The organism is Rhizobium sp. RU33A (genome assembly GCF_900156055.1).
Classification (GTDB): Bacteria; Pseudomonadota; Alphaproteobacteria; order Rhizobiales; family Rhizobiaceae; genus Allorhizobium.
In genome coordinates this window covers 190,949-209,663 of sequence record NZ_FTMQ01000003.1, presented here as the reverse complement: position 1 = coordinate 209,663, position 18,715 = coordinate 190,949, and the positions used below count along the sequence as shown (strand labels likewise).

At 61.7% G+C, this 18,715-nt stretch carries 16 protein-coding genes; 9 read left to right on the top strand and 7 right to left on the bottom strand.

Annotated elements, in window-relative coordinates; all coding sequences use genetic code 11:
* Nucleotides 1-24: 24 nt before the first annotated feature.
* Together BW978_RS11880 and BW978_RS11875 are read right to left on the bottom strand one after the other, a co-directional pair.
* Nucleotides 25-522, bottom strand: coding sequence for a DUF1801 domain-containing protein (locus tag BW978_RS11880; RefSeq protein WP_076395377.1), 498 nt, complete (start codon nt 520-522; stop codon nt 25-27).
* A gap of 41 nt (nt 523-563) precedes the next feature.
* The gene (locus BW978_RS11875) at nt 564-1,937 is read right to left on the bottom strand and encodes an aspartate aminotransferase family protein (protein WP_076395376.1); all 1,374 of its coding nucleotides are present in this window, start codon (nt 1,935-1,937) and stop codon (nt 564-566) included.
* Nucleotides 1,938-2,128: 191 nt separating this feature from the next.
* Here BW978_RS11875 and BW978_RS11870 point away from each other — a divergent pair, with 191 nt between their 5' ends.
* The 5 genes from BW978_RS11870 to BW978_RS11850 all read left to right on the top strand — a co-directional run bounded on the left by BW978_RS11870 (nt 2,129) and on the right by BW978_RS11850 (nt 9,046).
* Complete coding sequence (locus tag BW978_RS11870) at nt 2,129-3,487, top strand: glutamine synthetase family protein (protein ID WP_076395374.1); 1,359 nt, start codon at nt 2,129-2,131, stop codon at nt 3,485-3,487.
* 248 nt (nt 3,488-3,735) lie between these two features.
* Nucleotides 3,736-5,334 carry a peptide ABC transporter substrate-binding protein gene (locus BW978_RS11865; protein ID WP_076395372.1) on the top strand — a complete coding sequence of 533 codons (1,599 nt, stop codon included), beginning with the start codon at nt 3,736-3,738 and terminating at the stop codon, nt 5,332-5,334.
* 61 nt (nt 5,335-5,395) lie between these two features.
* Nucleotides 5,396-6,319, top strand: coding sequence for an oligopeptide ABC transporter permease OppB (gene oppB, locus BW978_RS11860; protein ID WP_076395370.1), 924 nt, complete (start codon nt 5,396-5,398; stop codon nt 6,317-6,319).
* Nucleotides 6,312-7,436 (top strand): ABC transporter permease, encoded by a 1,125-nt coding sequence (locus BW978_RS11855; RefSeq protein WP_076395368.1) that lies wholly within the window; start codon nt 6,312-6,314, stop codon nt 7,434-7,436. The genes oppB and BW978_RS11855 overlap by 8 nt, the downstream gene beginning before the upstream one ends.
* Before the next feature lie 2 nt (nt 7,437-7,438).
* Nucleotides 7,439-9,046, top strand: a complete 1,608-nt coding sequence (locus BW978_RS11850; RefSeq protein ID WP_076395366.1) for an ABC transporter ATP-binding protein — start codon at nt 7,439-7,441, stop codon at nt 9,044-9,046.
* Between the two features lie 36 nt (nt 9,047-9,082).
* On the opposite strand, the gene BW978_RS11845 is transcribed toward BW978_RS11850, so the two are convergent.
* Nucleotides 9,083-10,000: a diacylglycerol/lipid kinase family protein gene (locus BW978_RS11845; protein WP_076395364.1), complete on the bottom strand. Its 918-nt coding sequence runs from the start codon at nt 9,998-10,000 to the stop codon at nt 9,083-9,085.
* Between the two features lie 248 nt (nt 10,001-10,248).
* On the opposite strand from BW978_RS11845, the gene BW978_RS11835 reads away from it, so the two are divergent.
* The gene (locus tag BW978_RS11835; RefSeq protein ID WP_076395360.1) at nt 10,249-11,475 is read left to right on the top strand and encodes an MFS transporter; all 1,227 of its coding nucleotides are present in this window, start codon (nt 10,249-10,251) and stop codon (nt 11,473-11,475) included.
* Nucleotides 11,476-11,670: 195 nt separating this feature from the next.
* Nucleotides 11,671-12,693 (top strand): zinc-binding alcohol dehydrogenase family protein, encoded by a 1,023-nt coding sequence (locus BW978_RS11830; protein WP_076395358.1) that lies wholly within the window; start codon nt 11,671-11,673, stop codon nt 12,691-12,693.
* 48 nt (nt 12,694-12,741) lie between these two features.
* Here BW978_RS11830 and BW978_RS11825 read toward each other — a convergent pair whose 3' ends face one another.
* Nucleotides 12,742-13,215, bottom strand: coding sequence for an Lrp/AsnC family transcriptional regulator (locus BW978_RS11825; RefSeq protein ID WP_076395356.1), 474 nt, complete (start codon nt 13,213-13,215; stop codon nt 12,742-12,744).
* A 131-nt stretch (nt 13,216-13,346) separates the two neighbouring features.
* On the opposite strand from BW978_RS11825, the gene BW978_RS11820 reads away from it, so the two are divergent.
* On the top strand, nt 13,347-14,261 hold the full coding sequence (locus BW978_RS11820) for a DMT family transporter (RefSeq protein ID WP_076395354.1): 915 nt from the start codon (nt 13,347-13,349) through the stop codon (nt 14,259-14,261).
* A gap of 9 nt (nt 14,262-14,270) precedes the next feature.
* Here the strand turns inward: BW978_RS11820 and BW978_RS11815 are convergent, their stop codons facing one another.
* The 3 genes from BW978_RS11815 to BW978_RS11805 all read right to left on the bottom strand — a co-directional run bounded on the left by BW978_RS11815 (nt 14,271) and on the right by BW978_RS11805 (nt 17,442).
* Nucleotides 14,271-14,678, bottom strand: coding sequence for a winged helix-turn-helix transcriptional regulator (locus tag BW978_RS11815; RefSeq protein WP_076395352.1), 408 nt, complete (start codon nt 14,676-14,678; stop codon nt 14,271-14,273).
* Between the two features lie 306 nt (nt 14,679-14,984).
* On the bottom strand, nt 14,985-15,599 hold the full coding sequence (locus BW978_RS11810) for a L,D-transpeptidase (RefSeq protein ID WP_076395350.1): 615 nt from the start codon (nt 15,597-15,599) through the stop codon (nt 14,985-14,987).
* Between the two features lie 178 nt (nt 15,600-15,777).
* A complete protein-coding gene (locus BW978_RS11805; protein WP_076395348.1) occupies nt 15,778-17,442 on the bottom strand; it encodes an electron transfer flavoprotein-ubiquinone oxidoreductase in 1,665 nt (554 codons plus the stop codon).
* A gap of 108 nt (nt 17,443-17,550) precedes the next feature.
* On the opposite strand from BW978_RS11805, the gene BW978_RS11800 reads away from it, so the two are divergent.
* Nucleotides 17,551-18,681, top strand: a complete 1,131-nt coding sequence (locus BW978_RS11800; RefSeq protein WP_280173594.1) for an NAD(P)-dependent oxidoreductase — start codon at nt 17,551-17,553, stop codon at nt 18,679-18,681.
* The last annotated feature ends 34 nt before the right edge of the window (nt 18,682-18,715 follow it).

Genomic DNA, 18,715 nt, shown 5'->3' with positions numbered 1-18,715 from the left:
TGCTCGACCGAGCGAACGGCAGCCCTACAGGCGTTCCCCCGGCAAACGGCTGGCCTGTTGCACCCAATCGAGAAATTGCTGCTCGTCGAGCGCATCACCCTCGCGGATATCGAGATAGCGCACTCTCTCCTGCTTGGACTTTCCCGGCGGCACAGGATCCAAAGACGCACCATCAAAGAAGGTGAGCTTCACGTATTTCGTAAAGCAGTGAAAGGCGAGAAACCAACGGCCACTTTCGACCCCATAAAATGGCGTGTTCCACTTCACCGCCTTGCTGACGTTTGGAACCGCCTGTTCGACAAGCGCATCCAGGCGACGACCGAGTTCACTTTTCCATCCCGGCATGGCGGCTATGTAGGCCTGCACAGGCGCGTCTCCATAGCCCTTGGCGATCTGTGGATTCCCGCCGGAAAGCAATACCGTGCCGGGGGCAACCTTAGATGACGGGAGCCTTGTCGATCCGCCGTCCTCCTGCTTTGGCTTAGAAGTTGTAGCTCTTTTCCTCGTTGCCTCTTCCGCCATCGGGCAGTTCCTCGCTCATTGACGTGGCGACGCCGCGCCCCTTACCCCTCGCCGCGATTGTCCTTGAGCCAGTCCAGACCGTTGCGCAGAGTGTCGACTGCCTGGTCGATCTCGGAACGCGAGATGATCAGCGGCGGGGAGAAGAGCATGCGGTCGCCGGTGGCGCGCAGCACGACGCCGGCGTTGACACATTGGTTGCGGACGGCGGTGCCGGTGTCGTCAGGTTTCTTGAAGCGACGACGGGTGGACTTGTCGGCGGCGATCTGGACGGCGCCCATCAGGCCGACACTGACGGCCTCGCCGACGAGTTCGTGGTCGGTGAGCGAGGCCAATGCCTGAGCAAGATATGGCCCGGTGTCGTCGCGGACGCGATCGACCAGGCCTTCTTCCTCGATGATGCGGATGTTTTCGAGCGCTGCGGCAGCGGCCACCGGGTGACCTGAATAGGTGTAGCCGTGGTAGAAATCGCCGAGTTCGTTGACCATGACCTCCGCCACGCGGTCGGAGACGAGCACGCCGCCAATCGGCAGGTAGCCAGAGGATAGGCCCTTGGCGATCGGCGCGAGGTCCGGCTCGAAGTCATAATGCTGGTGTCCGAACCACGAGCCGAGGCGGCCAAAGCCGGAGATCACTTCGTCGGCCACGAGCAGGATCTGATACTTGGCGCAGATACGCTTGATTTCCGGCCAGTAGGTCGAAGGCGGAACGATGACGCCACCTGCCCCCTGGATCGGTTCGGCAACGAAGGCGGCGACATTTTCCTCGCCGAGTTCGATGATCTTCTCTTCCAGCTCGCGGGCGACCTTCAGGCCGAAATCCTCAGGTGTCAGATCCCCGCCCTCGGCATACCAGTAGGGCTGGTTGATGTGGTGAATGCCTTCGATCGGCAGGTTGCCCTGCTCGTGCATCCACTTCATGCCGCCGAGCGAGGCGCCGGCGACGGTCGAGCCGTGATAGGCGTTCTTGCGGGCAATCACCTGCGTCTTGGTCTCGTGGCCGAGCGCCTTCCAGTAGACGCGCGCCATGCGGAACCAGGTATCGGAGGCTTCCGAGCCGGAATTGGAGAAGAACACCCGGTTGATTTTCGGCCCGGTCTTTTCGGCGATCTTCTGGGCGAGCAGCGTGGTCGGCGGCGTCGTGGTGCCGAAGAAGGTGTTGTAATAGGGCAGTTCCAGCATCTGCGCGTGGACCACATCGGCGATCGACTTGCGGCCATAGCCGACATTGACGCACCAGAGGCCGGCAAAGGCGTCGAGATACTGCTTGCCGGTCGAATCCCAGATATGCACGCCTTCCGCCCGGGTGATGATCTTGGTGCCGGCCGCATTCAGCTTCTTCATGTCCGAGAAGGGATGAAGATGATGGGCAGCGTCGATGGCACCGAGGTTGGAGACGGCGGTTACTGGCTTGTTCATCGGTCGGATCCTCGATCGGGGCAGAAGCTCTTGCTTTCACGGCCAAACATGGTCCGTGCGGCTGCCTTGCCTCGCATTGAAAGGCGGAACATTATCGGCTACGAACATGACCGTCCAAAACGCGTTTGGCAAGGCACCGATTGCCGCGTTCCTCCGGCCAAATCCGCCCCGAAAGCCAACGAGAGTTTCTCATGACAGCACCGACCGAGGCCGCCGATTTCCCCGCAGCCGACCCTTCCGCGCGCATCGAAGTGCTGCTCGTCGGCATGAATGGCGACCTGCGCGGCAAGATGATTCCGCTGAAGGCCGAGGACAAGGTCTGGAAGAATACCGTGCGGCTGCCGGCCTCGACGCAATCGCTCGACATCTGGGGTGACGATAATGACGACATTACGAAGATCTCGCTGACGCTGGGCGATCCCGATGGCATCTGTACGCCAGACCGGAATTCGCTGACGACGCTGCCCTGGGGGCCTGCCGGATCCAAGCAGGTGCTCGCCACCATGCACACGCTTGATGGTGAGCCGCATTACGTCTGCCCGCGCGCGATCCTTGCCAATGTGATGAAACGCTTCGAGGAAAAGGGCCTGACGCCTGTTGTTGCCACCGAACTCGAATTCTACGTTATGGAGCCGGATTTCCGCGAGACCGGCGTGCCAATGCCACCGAAGGCGCTTGTCATGAACGGCGAGGTCGAGGGCTACCAGCTCTATGACATGCGCGCGACGGCTGCGATGGGAGACTTCCTCGAGACCGTGCGCGAATATTGCGACCACATGGGCCTGCCGGCCGATGCGACGACGGCCGAATTCGGCCCCGGCCAGTTCGAGGTCAACCTGTTGCACAAGCCGGATGCGATGGCCGCTGCCGACGACTGCATCTACCTGAAGCGCGTCGTCGATTTCGCCGCCCGCCGCCACGGCTTCAAGGCCACCTGCATGGCGAAGCCCTATGGCGATCATGCGGGGTCCGGCCTGCATGTGCATGCCTCGATCATCGACAAGGATGGTCGAAACGTCCTCGATGCCAAGGGCGGCGATCCGTTGAAGTTGAAGTCGATCACCGCTGGCATGCTGAGGAGCATGCAGGATGCGCAGCTGATCTTCGCGCCCTTTGCCAATTCCTATCGCCGCTTCCAGCCGGGCTCGTTTGCGCCAGACAAGATCGACTGGGGTTTTGGCAATCGCGGCACCGCGATCCGCATTCCGGACAGCCAAGGCCCTGCCGCCCGCATCGAGCACCGTGTCGCCGGTGCGGACGCCAACCCGCATCTGCTTCTTGCCGCCATCCTCGGCGGCATCCTGCTCGGCCTCGACGAGGATCTCGATCCCGGCCAGGTGACGACGCCGGACAGCGCGCCTGAAAACCCTGATATGCTGACCTATGATTTCCTGACCGCCGTCGAGCGTTTTCGCGCCTCGGCCTTCATCAGGCAAATCTTCGGCGCCGAATACCAGCGCATCTATGGCGACACCAAGCGCAAGGAAGCGATGGCATATCTCAGGACCGTGTCGAGCTTCGACTACCAGACCTATCTGCCGCGCATCTGACTCCTTCCCCAGCCACCGGAAACCTTGCAGACGCGGCCCTCGGGCCGCGTTGTCGCATTTCAGGCAGGATTTGGCGCTATAATTTTATTTCGCCACAAAACGGTCACACGAAATCTTCGTGCCAAGTCACAGGCCAGCCTTCCAATTTCCTCCCTAAAATTAGGGTGGCCACAAAAAATGCGGCTTGCCACCTTCGCACGAATATTCTTCTCTCCCTTTCCGTTAACGTGAACTGGGAGTTCCAAACGATGTCTATCCAGACGCGCCGGCTGCTCGGCACCTCTCTTCTCCTCACCTCCTTGATGTTTGGCGCAAGCCAGGCGCTGGCCGAAGTCGTGCTTCATCGCGGCAATTCCGGCGAGCCGCAGACGCTCGATCAGGCCAATACCTCGATCGACATCGAAGCCTTCATTTTGAAGGATCTCTATGAGGGACTGACGATCTACGACGCTAAGGGTGAAATCGTGCCTGGCGCCGCTGAAAGCTGGACCATCTCCGATGACGGCACCGTCTACACCTTCAAGATCCGCGAAAACGCCAAGTGGTCTGATGGCTCGCCGGTAACGGCTGAAGACTTCGTCTACTCGATCCAGCGCGTCCAGAACCCGGAAACCGCTGCGAAATACGCCAACATCCTATACCCGATCAAGAATGCCGAAAAGGCCAACAAGGGTGAAGCGAAGCTGGAAGACATCGGCGTCAAGGCCGTCGACGCAAAGACCCTCGAAGTGACCCTCGAGCGCGCAACGCCGTTCTTCCTCGAACTTCTGGCACACCAGACAGCCCTGCCCGTCTCCAAGGCAAGCCTCGAAAAGAACGGCAAGGATTTCGTCAAGCCGGGCGTCATGGTGTCCAACGGTGCCTACAAGCTTGAGAGCCACGTGCCGAACGACAACCTCGTGGTCGTGAAGAACGAAAACCACTGGGATGCCGCCAATACCCAGATCGACAAGGTCGTCTTCTACCCGATCGATGACCAGGCCGCTTCGGTCCGTCGTTTCGAAGCCAAGGAAATGGACCTCGTCTACAACTTCTCGGCCGACCAGATCGACCGCCTGAAGGAAAGCTATGGCGAGCAGGTCCGCGTTTCGCCGTCGGCTTCGACCTATTACTACGTCTTCGACACCCGCCAGGAGCCCTATAGCGACGTGCGCGTCCGTCAGGCCCTCTCCATGGCCGTCGACCGCGACTTCCTGGCCGAGGAAATCTATTCCGGCGCGCAGCTGCCGACCTATTCGTTGGTTCCCGACGGTCTCGGCGGTTACGAGGCAGCCAAGGCCGACTTCGCCGAAATGTCGCAGCTCGACCGCGAAGACAAGGCGATCGAACTGATGAAGGAAGCCGGCTACGGTGAAGGCGGCAAGCCGCTCAACATCGAGATCCGCTACAACACCAACCCGAACCACGAGCGCGTGGCAACCGCTGTCGCCGACATGTGGAAGAACACGTTCGGCGCAACGGTGACGATGACCAACCTCGACGTGGCCTCGCACTATGCCTACCTGCAGGAAGGCGGCGCCTTCAACGTGGCTCGTGCCGGCTGGGTCGCCGACTATGCGGATGCGGAAAACTTCCTCGGCCTCAACGTCTCCACCAACACCTCGTTCAACTACGGCAAGTACAACAACCCGGAGTTCGACGCGCTGATGGCCAAGTCCTACACCGAAGGCGATGCCGAAGCCCGCAAGAAGATCCTGCATGATGCCGAAGTCATCCTGATGCGCGACCAGCCGATCGCTCCGCTGATGAGCACGGCCAATCTGTGGCTGGTTTCCGACCGCGTCAGCGGCTGGCAGGACAACGCCGCCAACGAGCATCTCAGCCGCTTCCTCCGCGTCGCTGAATAATCTCGTCACGTGACCGGACGACGCACGGCTCCGCCGCGCGTCGTCCTTTCAGGAGCAGGACATGACATCCTTCGTTCTCCGGCGGCTCATGAGCGCCGTTCCGACGATCTTCATCGTCGTCACTATTTCATTCTTTCTGATGCGGTTTGCGCCCGGCGGCCCCTTCAATCTCGAGCGCCCGCTACCGCCTCAGACGATGGCCAATATCATGGCCACCTACAAACTCGACCAGCCGCTGATCAGCCAGTATCTGAGCTATATCGGCAATGCCGTCACCGGCGATCTCGGTCCGAGCTTCATCTACAAGGACAACACCGTTTCCGAACTGATCGGAAAGGCCCTGCCCTATTCGATCCAGCTCGGTGGGATCGCGATCCTCGTCGCCCTGATCGGTGGTGTGCTACTCGGGACCGTTGCCGCACTTCGGCAAAACAGCGCGCTGGACTTTGCCGTCATGTCCTTTGCGACTGTCGGCGTGACGATTCCCAATTTCGTCGTCGGTCCGGTGCTGACGCTCTTGTTTGCCGTCATCCTCAACTGGCTACCGGCCGGCAGCTGGGGCGACGGCTCGCTGCGTTACCTGATCTTGCCGGTCACGGCGCTCGCCCTGCCGCAGCTTGCCGTCTTTGCACGCCTCACTCGTGGTGCGATGATCGAGGCGCTGCATACCGACCATATCCGCACGGCCAAAGCTTACGGCCTGCCCTCGCGTGTGGTCGTCGTCACGCATGCGATGCGCGGCGCGATGCTGCCGATCGTTTCCTATCTCGCACCCTGTGCCGCCGCACTTTTGACCGGTTCCGCCGTCGTCGAGACAATCTTCACGATCCCCGGTGTCGGCCGCTACTTCGTGCTCGGTGCGCTCAACCGCGACTATCCCCTCGTCATGGGCACCGTCATCCTCGTCGCCGTGTTCGTGATCGTCTTCAACCTGTTGGTCGACATCGCCTATGGCCTGCTCGATCCGAGGGTTCGCAATGACTGATATTACCGCTTCCCCCCAGCCGGAGATCACCGGACGGAGCCTGGCCCAGCTCGCCATGATGCGCTTCCGGCGCAACAAGGCCGCCATCTCGGGCTGCGTGCTTTTGGCTTTCGTGACCCTGTTCTCCTTCGCCGGGCCTCTTTTCGTACCGCACAGCTACGATCAGGTCTTCTCCTCCTACGTCAACGTCCCACCGAGCCTGACACCACGGCCCGATCCCGAGACGCTGCAGGACGTGGCCGAAAGCGTGGCCCAGCGGGCAAGAGTGACACTCGACAGCTTTACGGTTGAGGATGACCGCTTCACTGCCGTGATCAGCTCGGATGGGGAAATCGATCCCCGCACGATCCGCTATTTCGATCGCAACAACGAATTCAAGAATTCGGAAGTCGTGGAACAGGCAGCGGACGGTCGAAGCCTTACCGTATCCGGCAATGTGGACCAGATCACCTTCCCCTTCGGCACCGATTCCAACGGCCGTGATCTGCTCGTCCGCGTCATGCTCGGCGGGCAGATCTCGCTCGCCGTGGGCCTCGCGGCCAGCCTCGTCTCGCTCGGCATCGGTGTCGTCTATGGCGCGACCTCGGGCTATCTCGGTGGTCGCGTCGACAATGTGATGATGCGTATCGTCGAGATCCTCTACTCGCTGCCCTTTGTCTTCCTTGTTGTCGTGCTCGTCGTCTTCTTCGGGCGATCGGTGATCCTGATCTTCCTGGTGATCGGGGCGGTGGAGTGGCTGGAAATGGCCCGCATCGTGCGCGGCCAGACACTGTCGCTCAAGCGCCGCGAATTCGTCGGTGCTGCGGAAGCACTGGGGCTGACCGACTGGCAGATCATCCGCCGTCACATCATCCCGAACACGATCGGCCCAGTCATCGTCTTCGTCACGGTCATCGTGCCGAAGGTCATCTTGCTCGAGAGCTTCCTCTCGTTCCTCGGCCTTGGCGTTCAGGCACCGCTTGCCAGCTGGGGCACGCTGATCTCGGAAGGGGCCGCCAGCATGCAGAATGCGCCGTGGCTTTTGATCTTCCCGGCGATCTTCTTCGTGGTGACGCTGTTTTCGCTGAATTTCGTGGGTGACGGCCTGCGGGATGCGCTGGATCCGAAGGACCGATGAGCATGGACGACAAGACAAACAACGAAACCGTGCTCGACGTTTCCGACCTAAAGGTAACGTTCGCGACACCCGACGGCACGGTCGAGGCGGTCAAGGGCATCAGCTTTTCGGTGAAGAAGGGCGAAACGCTTGCCATCGTCGGCGAAAGCGGCTCCGGCAAGAGCCAGACCATGATGGGCATCATGGGCTTGCTCGCCAAGAACGGCGATGTCACTGGAGAGGCCGTCTATGGCGGACGCAACATCGTCGGCCTGCCGATCAGCGAGTTGAACATGGTGCGCGGTGCGAAGATCACCATGATCTTCCAGGAGCCGATGACCTCGCTCGACCCACTCTACCGGATCGGCAAGCAGATCGCCGAACCGCTGATCCATCACCGGGGATTAAGCAAGACGGAAGCGCGCGCCCGCGTGCTGGAACTCTTGAAACTCGTCGGCATCCCCGACCCGGAGCGGCGCATCGACAGCTATCCGCACGAAATGTCCGGCGGCCAGCGCCAGCGCGTGATGATCGCGATGGCCCTGGCCAACGAGCCGGACGTGCTGATCGCGGATGAACCGACGACCGCGCTCGACGTCACGATCCAGGCGCAGATCCTCGATCTGCTCGCCGACCTGCAGAAGCGCTTCGGCATGGCGATCGTGCTGATCACCCACGACCTCGGCGTGGTCAAGCACGTGGCCAACCGTGTCGCTGTCATGCGCAAGGGCGAGATCGTCGAAACGGGAAGCCGCGACGCGATCTTCGGCAATGCGCAGCACGACTACACGAAGATGCTGCTCGCCGCCGAACCAACTGGCACAAAGCCACCGCCGGCTGACGATGCCCCGGTCGTTCTGGAAGGCCGCAATGTCACCGTCGATTTCGACATCGGGAGCGGCGGCTTCCTGCGCCCGAACCGCACCTTCCGGGCAGTCGATCAGGTCAGCGTCCGGCTCCGCCAGGGCCAGACCATCGGCATCGTCGGGGAGTCGGGATCTGGCAAATCGACGCTCGGCCGCGCTTTGCTGAAGCTGCTCGCAGCCGACGGCGCGTTCCGCTTCGAGACGGCGGATATCTCGAACCTCGACCGGGCCGGCATGCGCCCTTTCCGCAAACAGCTGCAGCTGGTGTTCCAGGACCCCTACGGCTCGCTATCGCCGCGCCAGACGGTCGGCGAGATCATCACCGAAGGTCTCTACGTGCACGAGCCGCAGCTCAGCCGGGCCGAGCGGGATGCCCGGGCGATTGCGGCCCTGAAGGAAGTCGGCCTCGATCCGGCAGCCCGCAACCGCTATCCGCACGAGTTCTCGGGCGGCCAGCGTCAGCGTATCGCGATCGCCCGCTCGATGATCCTGAAGCCCAAGGTCGTCATCCTCGACGAACCGACCTCTGCGCTCGACCGTTCGGTCCAGCGTCAGGTGATCGAACTGCTGCGCGACCTGCAGGACAAGCATGGCCTGTCTTACGTCTTCATCAGCCACGACCTTTCGGTCATCCGCGCGATGTCGGACCATGTCATCGTGATGAAGAACGGCAAGATCGTCGAACAAGGTGCGACCGAGGCGATCTTCGATCATCCGCAGGAAGACTACACCCGCGACCTGATCGCGGCGGCCTTCAGCCACTGAGACGACGGCGCCCGGGCTATTCCGGGCGCCCTTCCCTTACGCTACCGGCTGCGGTTGGGGGACGAGGACCTTCAACTCGCCGGCATGGATCTTGATTTCGACGTCGGCCGGCATGCGCAGCAGTTCGCCGTCCAGAACGCAGGCCGCACCCTTGCGATGCCTTGGGAAATGCAGCCGCACCATGTCGGCGGTCGACGCCGTTACCGCCTCGTTGTCCTTGAACTTGCCCCTGATAATGTCGAAGGCGAGAAGACCGACGCCGGTCGGCTCGAGCGGTGCTGCGAGATAGACACCCAGCTTGCCGGTGTCGACCCGATCGGCAAAGAACAGCGAATTGTTGCCCAGCGGATTGTTGGAGACGGAGATCGCCGAGACGGGTCGCTCATCGCTCTTGCCATCGCCGTTCATATCAAAGACGACATCGAAACGTGGCGGATCAAGCATGACGCCGAAGGCAGCACTGGTGCTGGCCCGCATCTTGCCGAGGCGCGAGGCGAAGTTCATCTGGTTGCGCATGCGCACCATGCGGGCGTGCAGGCCTGCGGAAAACTGGTGGACGAAGGGGCGGCCATTGGCAGTTGCGATGTCAACATCGGCAATCTCGGCATTGGCGAGCACATCCAGAACCTTCCAGATGTCGAGCGGCAGTTTCAGCGAGCGTGCGAAAAGGTTCATCGTGCCAGCCGGGATGACGCCGAGCGGCAGCCCCGACTTCCATGCGATGCCAGCTGCCGTCGAGATGGTACCATCACCGCCGCCGGCGATCACTGCATCGATCCCCGGCGCTTCGGCGGCTTTTTCCAGCGCTTCGACGATCTCATCGCCCCCGACAATGGTGCAGTCCAGCTCATGGCCCCTTGCGGCAAAGGCGCGGTTCGCGCTTTCGCAATAGGTCTGCATGTCGGTGGTCTTGAACGTACCACCGTCGCGATTGAGTACTGCCTTGATCTTCATCTCGCCCTTTCGCGGCCTAGAAAGGGCCGAAGCTCAGAACGCTCCGGCCTGTGAAAAGTTTCCTTGGAGCACAGATCGACAGCGTTTGAGCCATTTTCAAGGTCCGCGCGGAAAGCCTTTGCCGCAGCGCACACCGATATGATAAATAGCAATTCCCATTTCAGCTGGCCTCCGGGCCTTTCTTCCATCGCCGCTTCCTGAAGAAGCTTTTGCGCCACGTGTCCCGCGCCGGCGCGCAAGGTGTTTGCATGACCGATTGTTCGACCCTGGCCCGCCCGCTCGATTCAGATGGGCGTGCGCCGCAAACGCTGACGCCAACCACCGTCCTGCTGATTGAACTGGCGCTCGCGGCCGGCGGCTTCGGGATCGGCACCGGCGAATTCGTTATCATGGGGCTGCTGCCGGAGGTCGCAGAGACCTACGGGGTAACGGTGCCGCAGGCAGGCCATGTGATCAGCGCCTATGCGCTGGGGGTGGTCATCGGCGCGCCGATCATCGCAGCACTTGCCGCGAAACTTCCGCGCAAGACGCTGCTCCTGTTGCTCATGGGCCTTTTTGCCGTCGGCAACTTCGCCAGTGCACTCGCCACTGAATTCTCCACCTTCACCCTGCTGCGCTTCGTCACCGGTCTGCCGCATGGCGCCTATTTCGGCGTGGCCGCCCTGGTCGCCGCCTCCATGGCGCCGCCGAACCGGAGGGTGCGGGCTGTGGGGCGCGTGATGCTGGGGCTGACGATCGCCACTCTGATCGGCACGCCGATCGCGACCTTCCTCGGCCAGTTGATGAGCTGGCGGGCCGCCTTCTTTCTGGTGGCTGCGATCGCGGCCATCACCGTTGTGTTGATCGCGCTCTATCTGCCGAAGGACGAAGTGGCCGAGGGCGCCAGCATCCGCCGCGAGCTGTCGGCCTTCGGGCGACTGCAGGTCTGGCTGTCCTTCGGTGTCGCTGCCGTCGGCTTCGGCGGCATGTTTGCGATCTTCAGCTATATCGCGAAGACCGTGACCGACACTGCCGGCCTCCCGGCCAGCATGGTGGCGGTTGTGCTTGCCCTCTTCGGTATCGGCATGAATGTCGGCAATGTGGTCGGCAGCCGGATGGCCGACTATTCGCTGAAGGGGACGATCGGTGGCATGCTCGCCTTCAATATCGTGCTGATGGCGGTCTTTTCGCTCACCGCGCACAATCCGATCATGCTCTGCATCTGCGTCTTCCTCACCGGCTGCGGCTTTGCCGCCTGCCCGGCCGTGCAGACCCGTCTCATGGATGTGGCAGCCGACGCGCAGACGCTCGCGGCCGCCACCAATCACTCCGCCTTCAACATTGCCAATGCGCTCGGCGCCTGGCTCGGTGGCATGGTGATCGCCGCCGGCTACGGCTACGCCGCCACCGGCTATGTCGGCTCGGTGTTGTCCGCGTTCGGCCTGATCATTTTCCTGATCTCCATTGCTTTGGAAAAGAGGCCGTCACGCGGCTGAGGCGGTCTGCAGGGTCCACTCGAGGGGAAAGCTAGGAAAATTGCTGGCCATCCTTTCGCGAGTGCGTGACATGGTCGGCATCCTCAAGTGAACCGAGGTTCATGTCTGTGCCTACAGACAGAAAATGTGCATGCTTGCAGAACTCCAATCGATGTCCTTAATGAGTAGCGTTCAAACGCCAGACAGGAGTTTTCCATGCGCGCCATCGGCTTCCATACGCCCCAGCCCATCACCTCGGAAACGGCACTTGTCGATCTTGAACTGCCCGTGCCGGAGGCGGCAGGCCACGATCTCCTTGTCGAAATCAAGGCCGTCTCGGTCAATCCCGTCGATACCAAGGTTCGCCGCAACCAGACGCCGCCGGCCGGCGAAGCCCGGATCCTCGGCTATGATGCGGCGGGTGTGGTCAAGGCGGTCGGCCCGGATGTCAGCCTCTTCAAGCCAGGAGATGAGGTCTACTACGCCGGCGCGATCAATCGTCCGGGCACCAATGCCGAATATCACCTCGTCGACGAACGCATTGTCGGCCTGAAGCCGAAGACGCTCTCCTTCGCGCAAGCGGCCGCCCTGCCGCTGACAGCCATCACCGCTTACGAGGCGCTGTTCGACAGACTGAAGGTGAGCGAGCCCGTCCTCGGCGCCGGACGGTCGATCCTGATCACAGGCGGTGCCGGCGGCGTCGGCTCGATTGCCATCCAGCTTGCCAAGGAGTTGACCGACCTCACCGTCATCGCCACTGCCTCTCGGCCGGAGACGGCGGACTGGGCGAGGTCCCTCGGTGCCGATCATGTCATCGACCACAGCAAGCCGCTCGCCCAGGAATTTGCCGCGCTCGGCATCGACCCGCCGGGTTTCATCTTCTCGGTGACCCATAGCGGCCAGCATCGGCTGGCGATGGCCGAGATCATCGCACCGATGGGCCGCATCTGCCTGATCGACGATTTCCCCGAAGGCTTCGACATCCTGGCCTTCAAGCAGAAGGTCGTGTCGCTGCACTGGGAGTTCATGTTCTCCCGGCCGGTCTTCCAGACGCCTGACATGATCGAGCAGCACAAGCTCTTGACGCATGTTGCCGAACTCATCGACGCGGGCAAAATGCGCACGACGCTCGATACCGTGCTCGGGCCGATCACAGCAGAAAACCTGCGCGAGGCGCATCGCCTGATCGAGAGCAACCGCACGCGCGGCAAGATCGTGCTGGAAGGTTTTCCGGCCTGAGCCAGTTCTTATCGGCCGCCGTCTCTGCGGCGGCCACCTCTTCCGCGATCAGGTGCGAACCGGGAGCTTCAGCGGCGCGCCTGTCTTGACGCTCCTAATGGCAAAATTCGACCGGATGTCGGTCACGTTGGGCAGGACGAGCAGCTTTTCCGTCAGCAAGGTCTCGTAAGCCGAGAGATTTTCGACCACGACTTCTGCCAGGAAATCGGACTCGCCCGAAATCATGTAGCAGGCAACCACTTCGGGGATGTCGAGCAAGGCCTCGTGCAGCGCATCGGCGTTCTCGCGCGTGTGGCGCGCCACCTTGAAAGCCACGAAGACCGTGAGTTCGAGCCCCAGCATGCGACGGTCGAGATCGGCACGATAGCCGCGGATGATGCCGCTTTCCTCCATCAGCCTGATACGTCTGAGGCAAGGTGATTGCGAGAGCCCAACCTTCTCGGCAATCTCGACATTGGTGGTTCGGGCGTCGGCTTGAAGCAGATCAAGGATCGCATGGTCGAATTTATCGAGTTTTGGCATAAATCTCGTTCTCCGGCGCGATAAGAAGCAGGATCTGCCAATTATCTATTCAGCACCAGTGCATTTCGCAAGGACACGTCGGGGCGGGATGCGTAGAATAATGCGCAGCCTTGGCAATCCGGAGCAAAGACATGTCCGCCGTCGGCACCACTCCCCTTCCCGGCTCCGGCCGCTCAGCGCTAGGTGCATTGTCGGCGCTGTCCGTCGTGCTCATCTGGGCGTCGTGGCTGGTTTCTACACGTCATAGTGTCGGCGCGGGGCTTGGCCCCCTCGACCTCAGTCTTCTGCGTTACGGTATTCCGGCGCTCGTGCTGGCGCCGGTCTGGTGGCGTACCGGGTTGTTTCCCAAGGGCGCCATGGGACCACTCTGCCTGATGATTCTCGGCTCCGGCGCACCCTTCTTTCAGATCGTTGCCTTCGGCATGCGCCATACACCTGCCTCGGCGGCCGGCGTCTTGCTGCCGGGGCTGATGCCGATGGCGGTCGCAGTCATCGGGATGGCATTCCTCGGCGAACGACCCGACAGATGGCGCAAGGCAGGCATGGTTGCGATCCTCGCAGGCGGCGGCATCCTGCTCGCGGGCAATCTGGGGAGCGACGGGCTGGGCTGGATCAGCTTTACCATCCTGCCAATCGGCGCGACGCTCTGGGCCGTCTATACCCATGCCTTCCGCCGCAGCGGACTCGATGCCTTCGAAGGTGCGGCCTTGATCTGCGTCTGGTCGACCCTCCTCAATCTTGCGGCCCTGCCCTTTGTCGGCACGCAGTTCCTGACGGCCCCTTTGAGTGAAATCGCGCTGCAATCCGTGACGCAGGGCCTGCTTTCGGGCTTGGTTGCGACCTTGCTCTATGGGACGGCCGTTCGCGCGCTCGGCGGAACACAGGCTGCCGCCTATACGGCGATCACGCCCGTGGCGGCCGCCATTGGCGGTGCCGTGCTGCTTGCGGAGCCGCTCGGCATCTCGGTTATGGTTGCTGCGCTTGTCACGGGGCTCGGCGTCCTCTTGTCGACCGGTCTTTTGTCCCGGCGTCCGCCCGCAGGCTGACGTCCGGCATCACGCAGCTGAACGCATGATCGCCGCACTACCGGTCGGGCTCTCGCTCGGCTTTAGTGCCGCATACTCGACCGCCACGAGGTTCTCCTGGCCCCAACGGCCGATCGCCTGAAGCACCGGCTCGAGGCTACGACCGAGCGGGGTCAGCGAATAATCAACGCGCGGCGGCACGACCGGATAGACGGTGCGGGCGACGAGACCTGCGACCTCCATGTCGCGCAACTGCTTGGACAACATGCGATGGGTAATCGATGGCAAGCGCTTCACCAGTTCGTTGAAGCGCAGCACTTCGTCCTTGAGGAGATGGTGGAGGATCACGGCCTTCCATTTGCCGTCGAGCAGCTGCAGGGTCGCCTCGATCTGGCAACCACCGAGGTCGGACAAGCCGGCGTTTGTATCGCGAGCCATTCAAAATCCCTTCTCAAATCTTCGACGCAGCCGGTCACCGGCGCATCTGTTCCCACTTAGTCCCGATCGGTCGGCAGAAAAAGCCTCCGGCCGATCGGAATTGGTCAACACAGCGTCAACCAGACATTGGACGCATAAGAGCGCCAGAAAGTTTCATTGCGGGGAGATTGGGGCAAAGGCTTGGAGCTGCAAGAGTGATGGCACAGTCGTGACTGGGTGTGACAAGACAGTGCCAATTGATCACAGCAAAGTGGCGCCGGTCCGGGAACCAGCGCCACAATAAAGACGGGAAAGTCGCTGTGCCGGTCAGGCCTGAATCACCACGACCTTGCTGCCGACATCGACGCGCGCATAGAGATCGATCACGTCGTGGTTCATCATGCGCACGCAGCCCGAGGACATGGCCTGGCCGATTGACCACGGCTGGTTGGTGCCATGAATGCGGAACATGGTGTCGTTGCCGCCACGATAGAGATACATGGCGCGGGCGCCGAGCGGATTGTTCGGGCCGCCGGGCACACCGCCGGCATATTTCAGGTTCCGCTCGGGATCACGGCGGATCATGTTTGGCGTCGGTGTCCAGGTCGGCCATTCAGCCTTGCGACCGACATAAGCGTTGCCGGAAAGGGCAAGGCCCGCGCGCCCGACGCCGATGCCGTAGCGCATGGCCCGACCGTTGCCCATCACGTGGTAGAGCCGGCGCTCTGGCGTATTGACCACGATTGTGCCCGGAGCGTGTGGCGTCTCGTATGCCACTTCCTGACGACGCAGTTCCGGCTTGATCTTCTCGATCGGCACCTTCTTCAGCGGATACGGCTCGTCCGGCACGTCGCCATACAAGGCCTGCTGGTTGGGTACGGACTGGCAGCCGGCGATAAAGAGCGGCAGGCCAAACAGGAGACCGCGGCGGGAAATGGTCATGTTTCAGGCGTCCTCGGGATTACGATTCGTTGCCGAGAAGCCTAGGAATTTATGGTTAATGACGGGTTAAATCTGACGGTGCTCGTTAAGATCGATGGCGAAGATGGGGCGGCGGCTGGTGGGGAGACCGCTCCGCAATGTAAAAAGGGCGGCCTCTCGACCGCCCTTTGAAGAAACCTCACATGTTCGGATAGACAGGCCCCTCGCCGCCCTGCGGCGGCACCCAGTTGATATTCTGGTTCGGGTCCTTGATATCGCAAGTCTTGCAGTGGACGCAGTTCTGGGCGTTGATGACGAAGGTCTGCTCGCCCTCCTTTTCCACCCATTCATAGACGCCCGCCGGACAGTAACGGGTCGACGGACCGGCATAGACGTCGAGTTCGGACCGCTTCTGCAGGTCCATGTCCTTGACCTTGAGATGGACCGGCTGGTCTTCCTCGTGGTTGGTGTTGGAGAGGAAGACCGAGGAGAGGCGGTCAAAAGTGAGGACACCATCCGGCTTCGGATAGGCGATCGGCTTGTGTTGGGCGGCAGGCTCCAGGGATTGCGCATCCGTTTTGCCGTGCTTCAGCGTGCCGAAGAAGGAGAAACCAAGAAGCTGGTTCATCCACATGTCGATGCCACCAAGGCCGACGCCAAGTGCCGTGCCGAGTTTTGACCAGAGCGGCTTGACGTTGCGCACGCGCTTCAAGTCCTTGCCGATATCGGTCGAACGCCATTCGTTCTCGATCTCGATCGGCTCGTCATTGGCGCGACCGGCGGCGATCGCGTCCGCGATCTTCTCCGCCGCCAGCATGCCGGACAGCACGGCGTTGTGGCTGCCCTTGATGCGCGGCACATTGACGAGACCAGCGGAACAGCCGATCAGCGCGCCACCGGGGAAGGAGAGCTTCGGCACCGACTGGTAGCCGCCCTCGGTAATGGCGCGGGCGCCGTAGGACAGGCGCTTGCCGCCTTCAAAGGTCTTGGCGATCGCCGGATGCGTCTTGAAACGCTGGAATTCCTCGAAGGGCGAGAGATAGGGATTCTTGTAGTTCAGGTGCACGACGAAGCCTACGGCGACCATGTTGTCTTCGAGGTGGTAGAGGAAGGAGCCGCCACCGGTCTTCATGCCGAGCGGCCAGCCGAACGAATGCTGGACCAGACCCGGCTTGTGGTGCTCGGGCTTGACCTGCCAGAGTTCCTTGAGGCCGATACCGTACTTCTGCACATCGCTCTCGCGCGCGAGATCGAACTTGGCGATCAGCTGCTTGGCGAGCGAGCCGCGCACGCCTTCCGAAATCAGCACATATTTGCCGAGCAGCTCCATGCCACGCGTATAGGCCGGCCCCGGCTCGCCGTTCTTCTCGATGCCCATGTCGCCGGTAGCGACGCCGATCACCGCGCCCTGATCATTGTAGAGCACTTCGGAAGCTGCAAAGCCCGGATAGATCTCGACGCCGAGCGCTTCCGCATGGGCGCCGAGCCAGCGACAGACATTGCCGAGCGAGACGATGTAATTGCCGTGGTTGTTCATCAGCGGCGGCATCAGCATGTTGGGAAGACGAATTGAGCCGGCCGGACCGAGGAAGAGGAACTGGTCGTCTGTGACTTCCGTCTTGAACGGATGGTCGGCTTCATCGCGCCAGCCGGGGATCAACTTGTCGACGCCGATGGGATCGACCACGGCACCCGAGAGAATATGCGCGCCGACTTCCGCACCCTTTTCCAGCACGACGACGGTCAGATCCGGATTGACCTGCTTCAGCCGGATCGCAGCCGAGAGACCAGCCGGGCCTGCGCCCACGATCACAACGTCGAATTCCATGCTTTCGCGTTCAGGCAGTTCCATCTCGGTGCTCATTCGTCATTCCTCGCCAGGCGGTGCTTTCCGCCTTCCTCCTTGACAAAACCCAACCGGATTGTCGAGCCGAAGCGCGACGCGCCAAGGCGCAAATTCCGGCAGGGCGGTGTGAAGCGTGAGAATATCTTACGTGTACGTAAGGGTCAATGCGGCGATTTCGCTGCTGTGGCGCATCCACCGCCATCCGGACTTTGCTTCTCCCTCCCGACGAAAAGTGCGGCGCCCTGTTCCGCCTGCGTCAAATCCTGTCGCAGGCCTAAATCTACCTTTGAACCCTTTACCGCTTTGTCGCAGTCTCTGCCAAAACGCCAGCAGGGGAACGACGACATGGCACTCACATATGGTTTCATCGGGCTCGGTCATCTTGGCCGCCATCTCGCCGGCAGTCTGGTCCGGGCGGGCTTTTCCGTCGTGGTCAATGATCTCGATCCCGACAATGCCAAGGAGCTGGTGGCTGCCGGCGCCAAGTTTGCCGCGGATCCTCAAAGTGTGGCCGAGGTCGCCGATGCGGTGATCACGTGTCTGCCCTCGCCCAAGGTCAGCGAACGCGTTCTGACCGGCGAGCGCGGCATTCTGAAAGGCCTGAAGCCGGGTGCTACATGGATCGAAATGAGTACGCTCGACGAACAGGAGGTCCTGCGTCTCGGCAAGATCGCGGCCGATGCCGGCGTGCGCATGCTCGAAGCGCCCGTCACCGGCGGCGTGCATCTGGCAGCCTCGGGCGAAATCACCGTCATCATCGGCGGAGATGCCGACCTCTACGATCTGCACCTGCCGGCCTTCCAGGCGATGGGAAAGCAGATTTTTCGCGCAGGCCCGCTCGGCAAGGCTGCCGTGATCAAGGTCATCACCAACATGCTCGCCTTCATCCACCTGATCGCGACAGGCGAAGCCCTGATGCTGGCGAAGAAGGGCGGCATCGACCTCACCGACGCCTTCAACATCATCAAGGCCTCCTCCGGCAACAGTTTCGTGCACGAGACCGAGGGCCAGGTTATCCTGAACGGCAGCTACAACATCAACTTCACCATGGATCTCGCCGTGAAGGATCTCGGCTTCGCGCTCGGCTTCGGTCGCGAATTCGGCGTGCCTCTCGACCTTGCCTCCCATGCGCTGCAGACCTTCATTCGAGCCCGCTCGACCTATGGCGGCGACGCATGGTCGTCGCAGGTCGTGAAACTTCTCGAAGATGCAACCGGCACCGATCTGCGGGCACCCGGATTTCCGGCAGAACTCTAAGGGACTGGTGAGGGCGCAAAGAGCCATCGTGCGC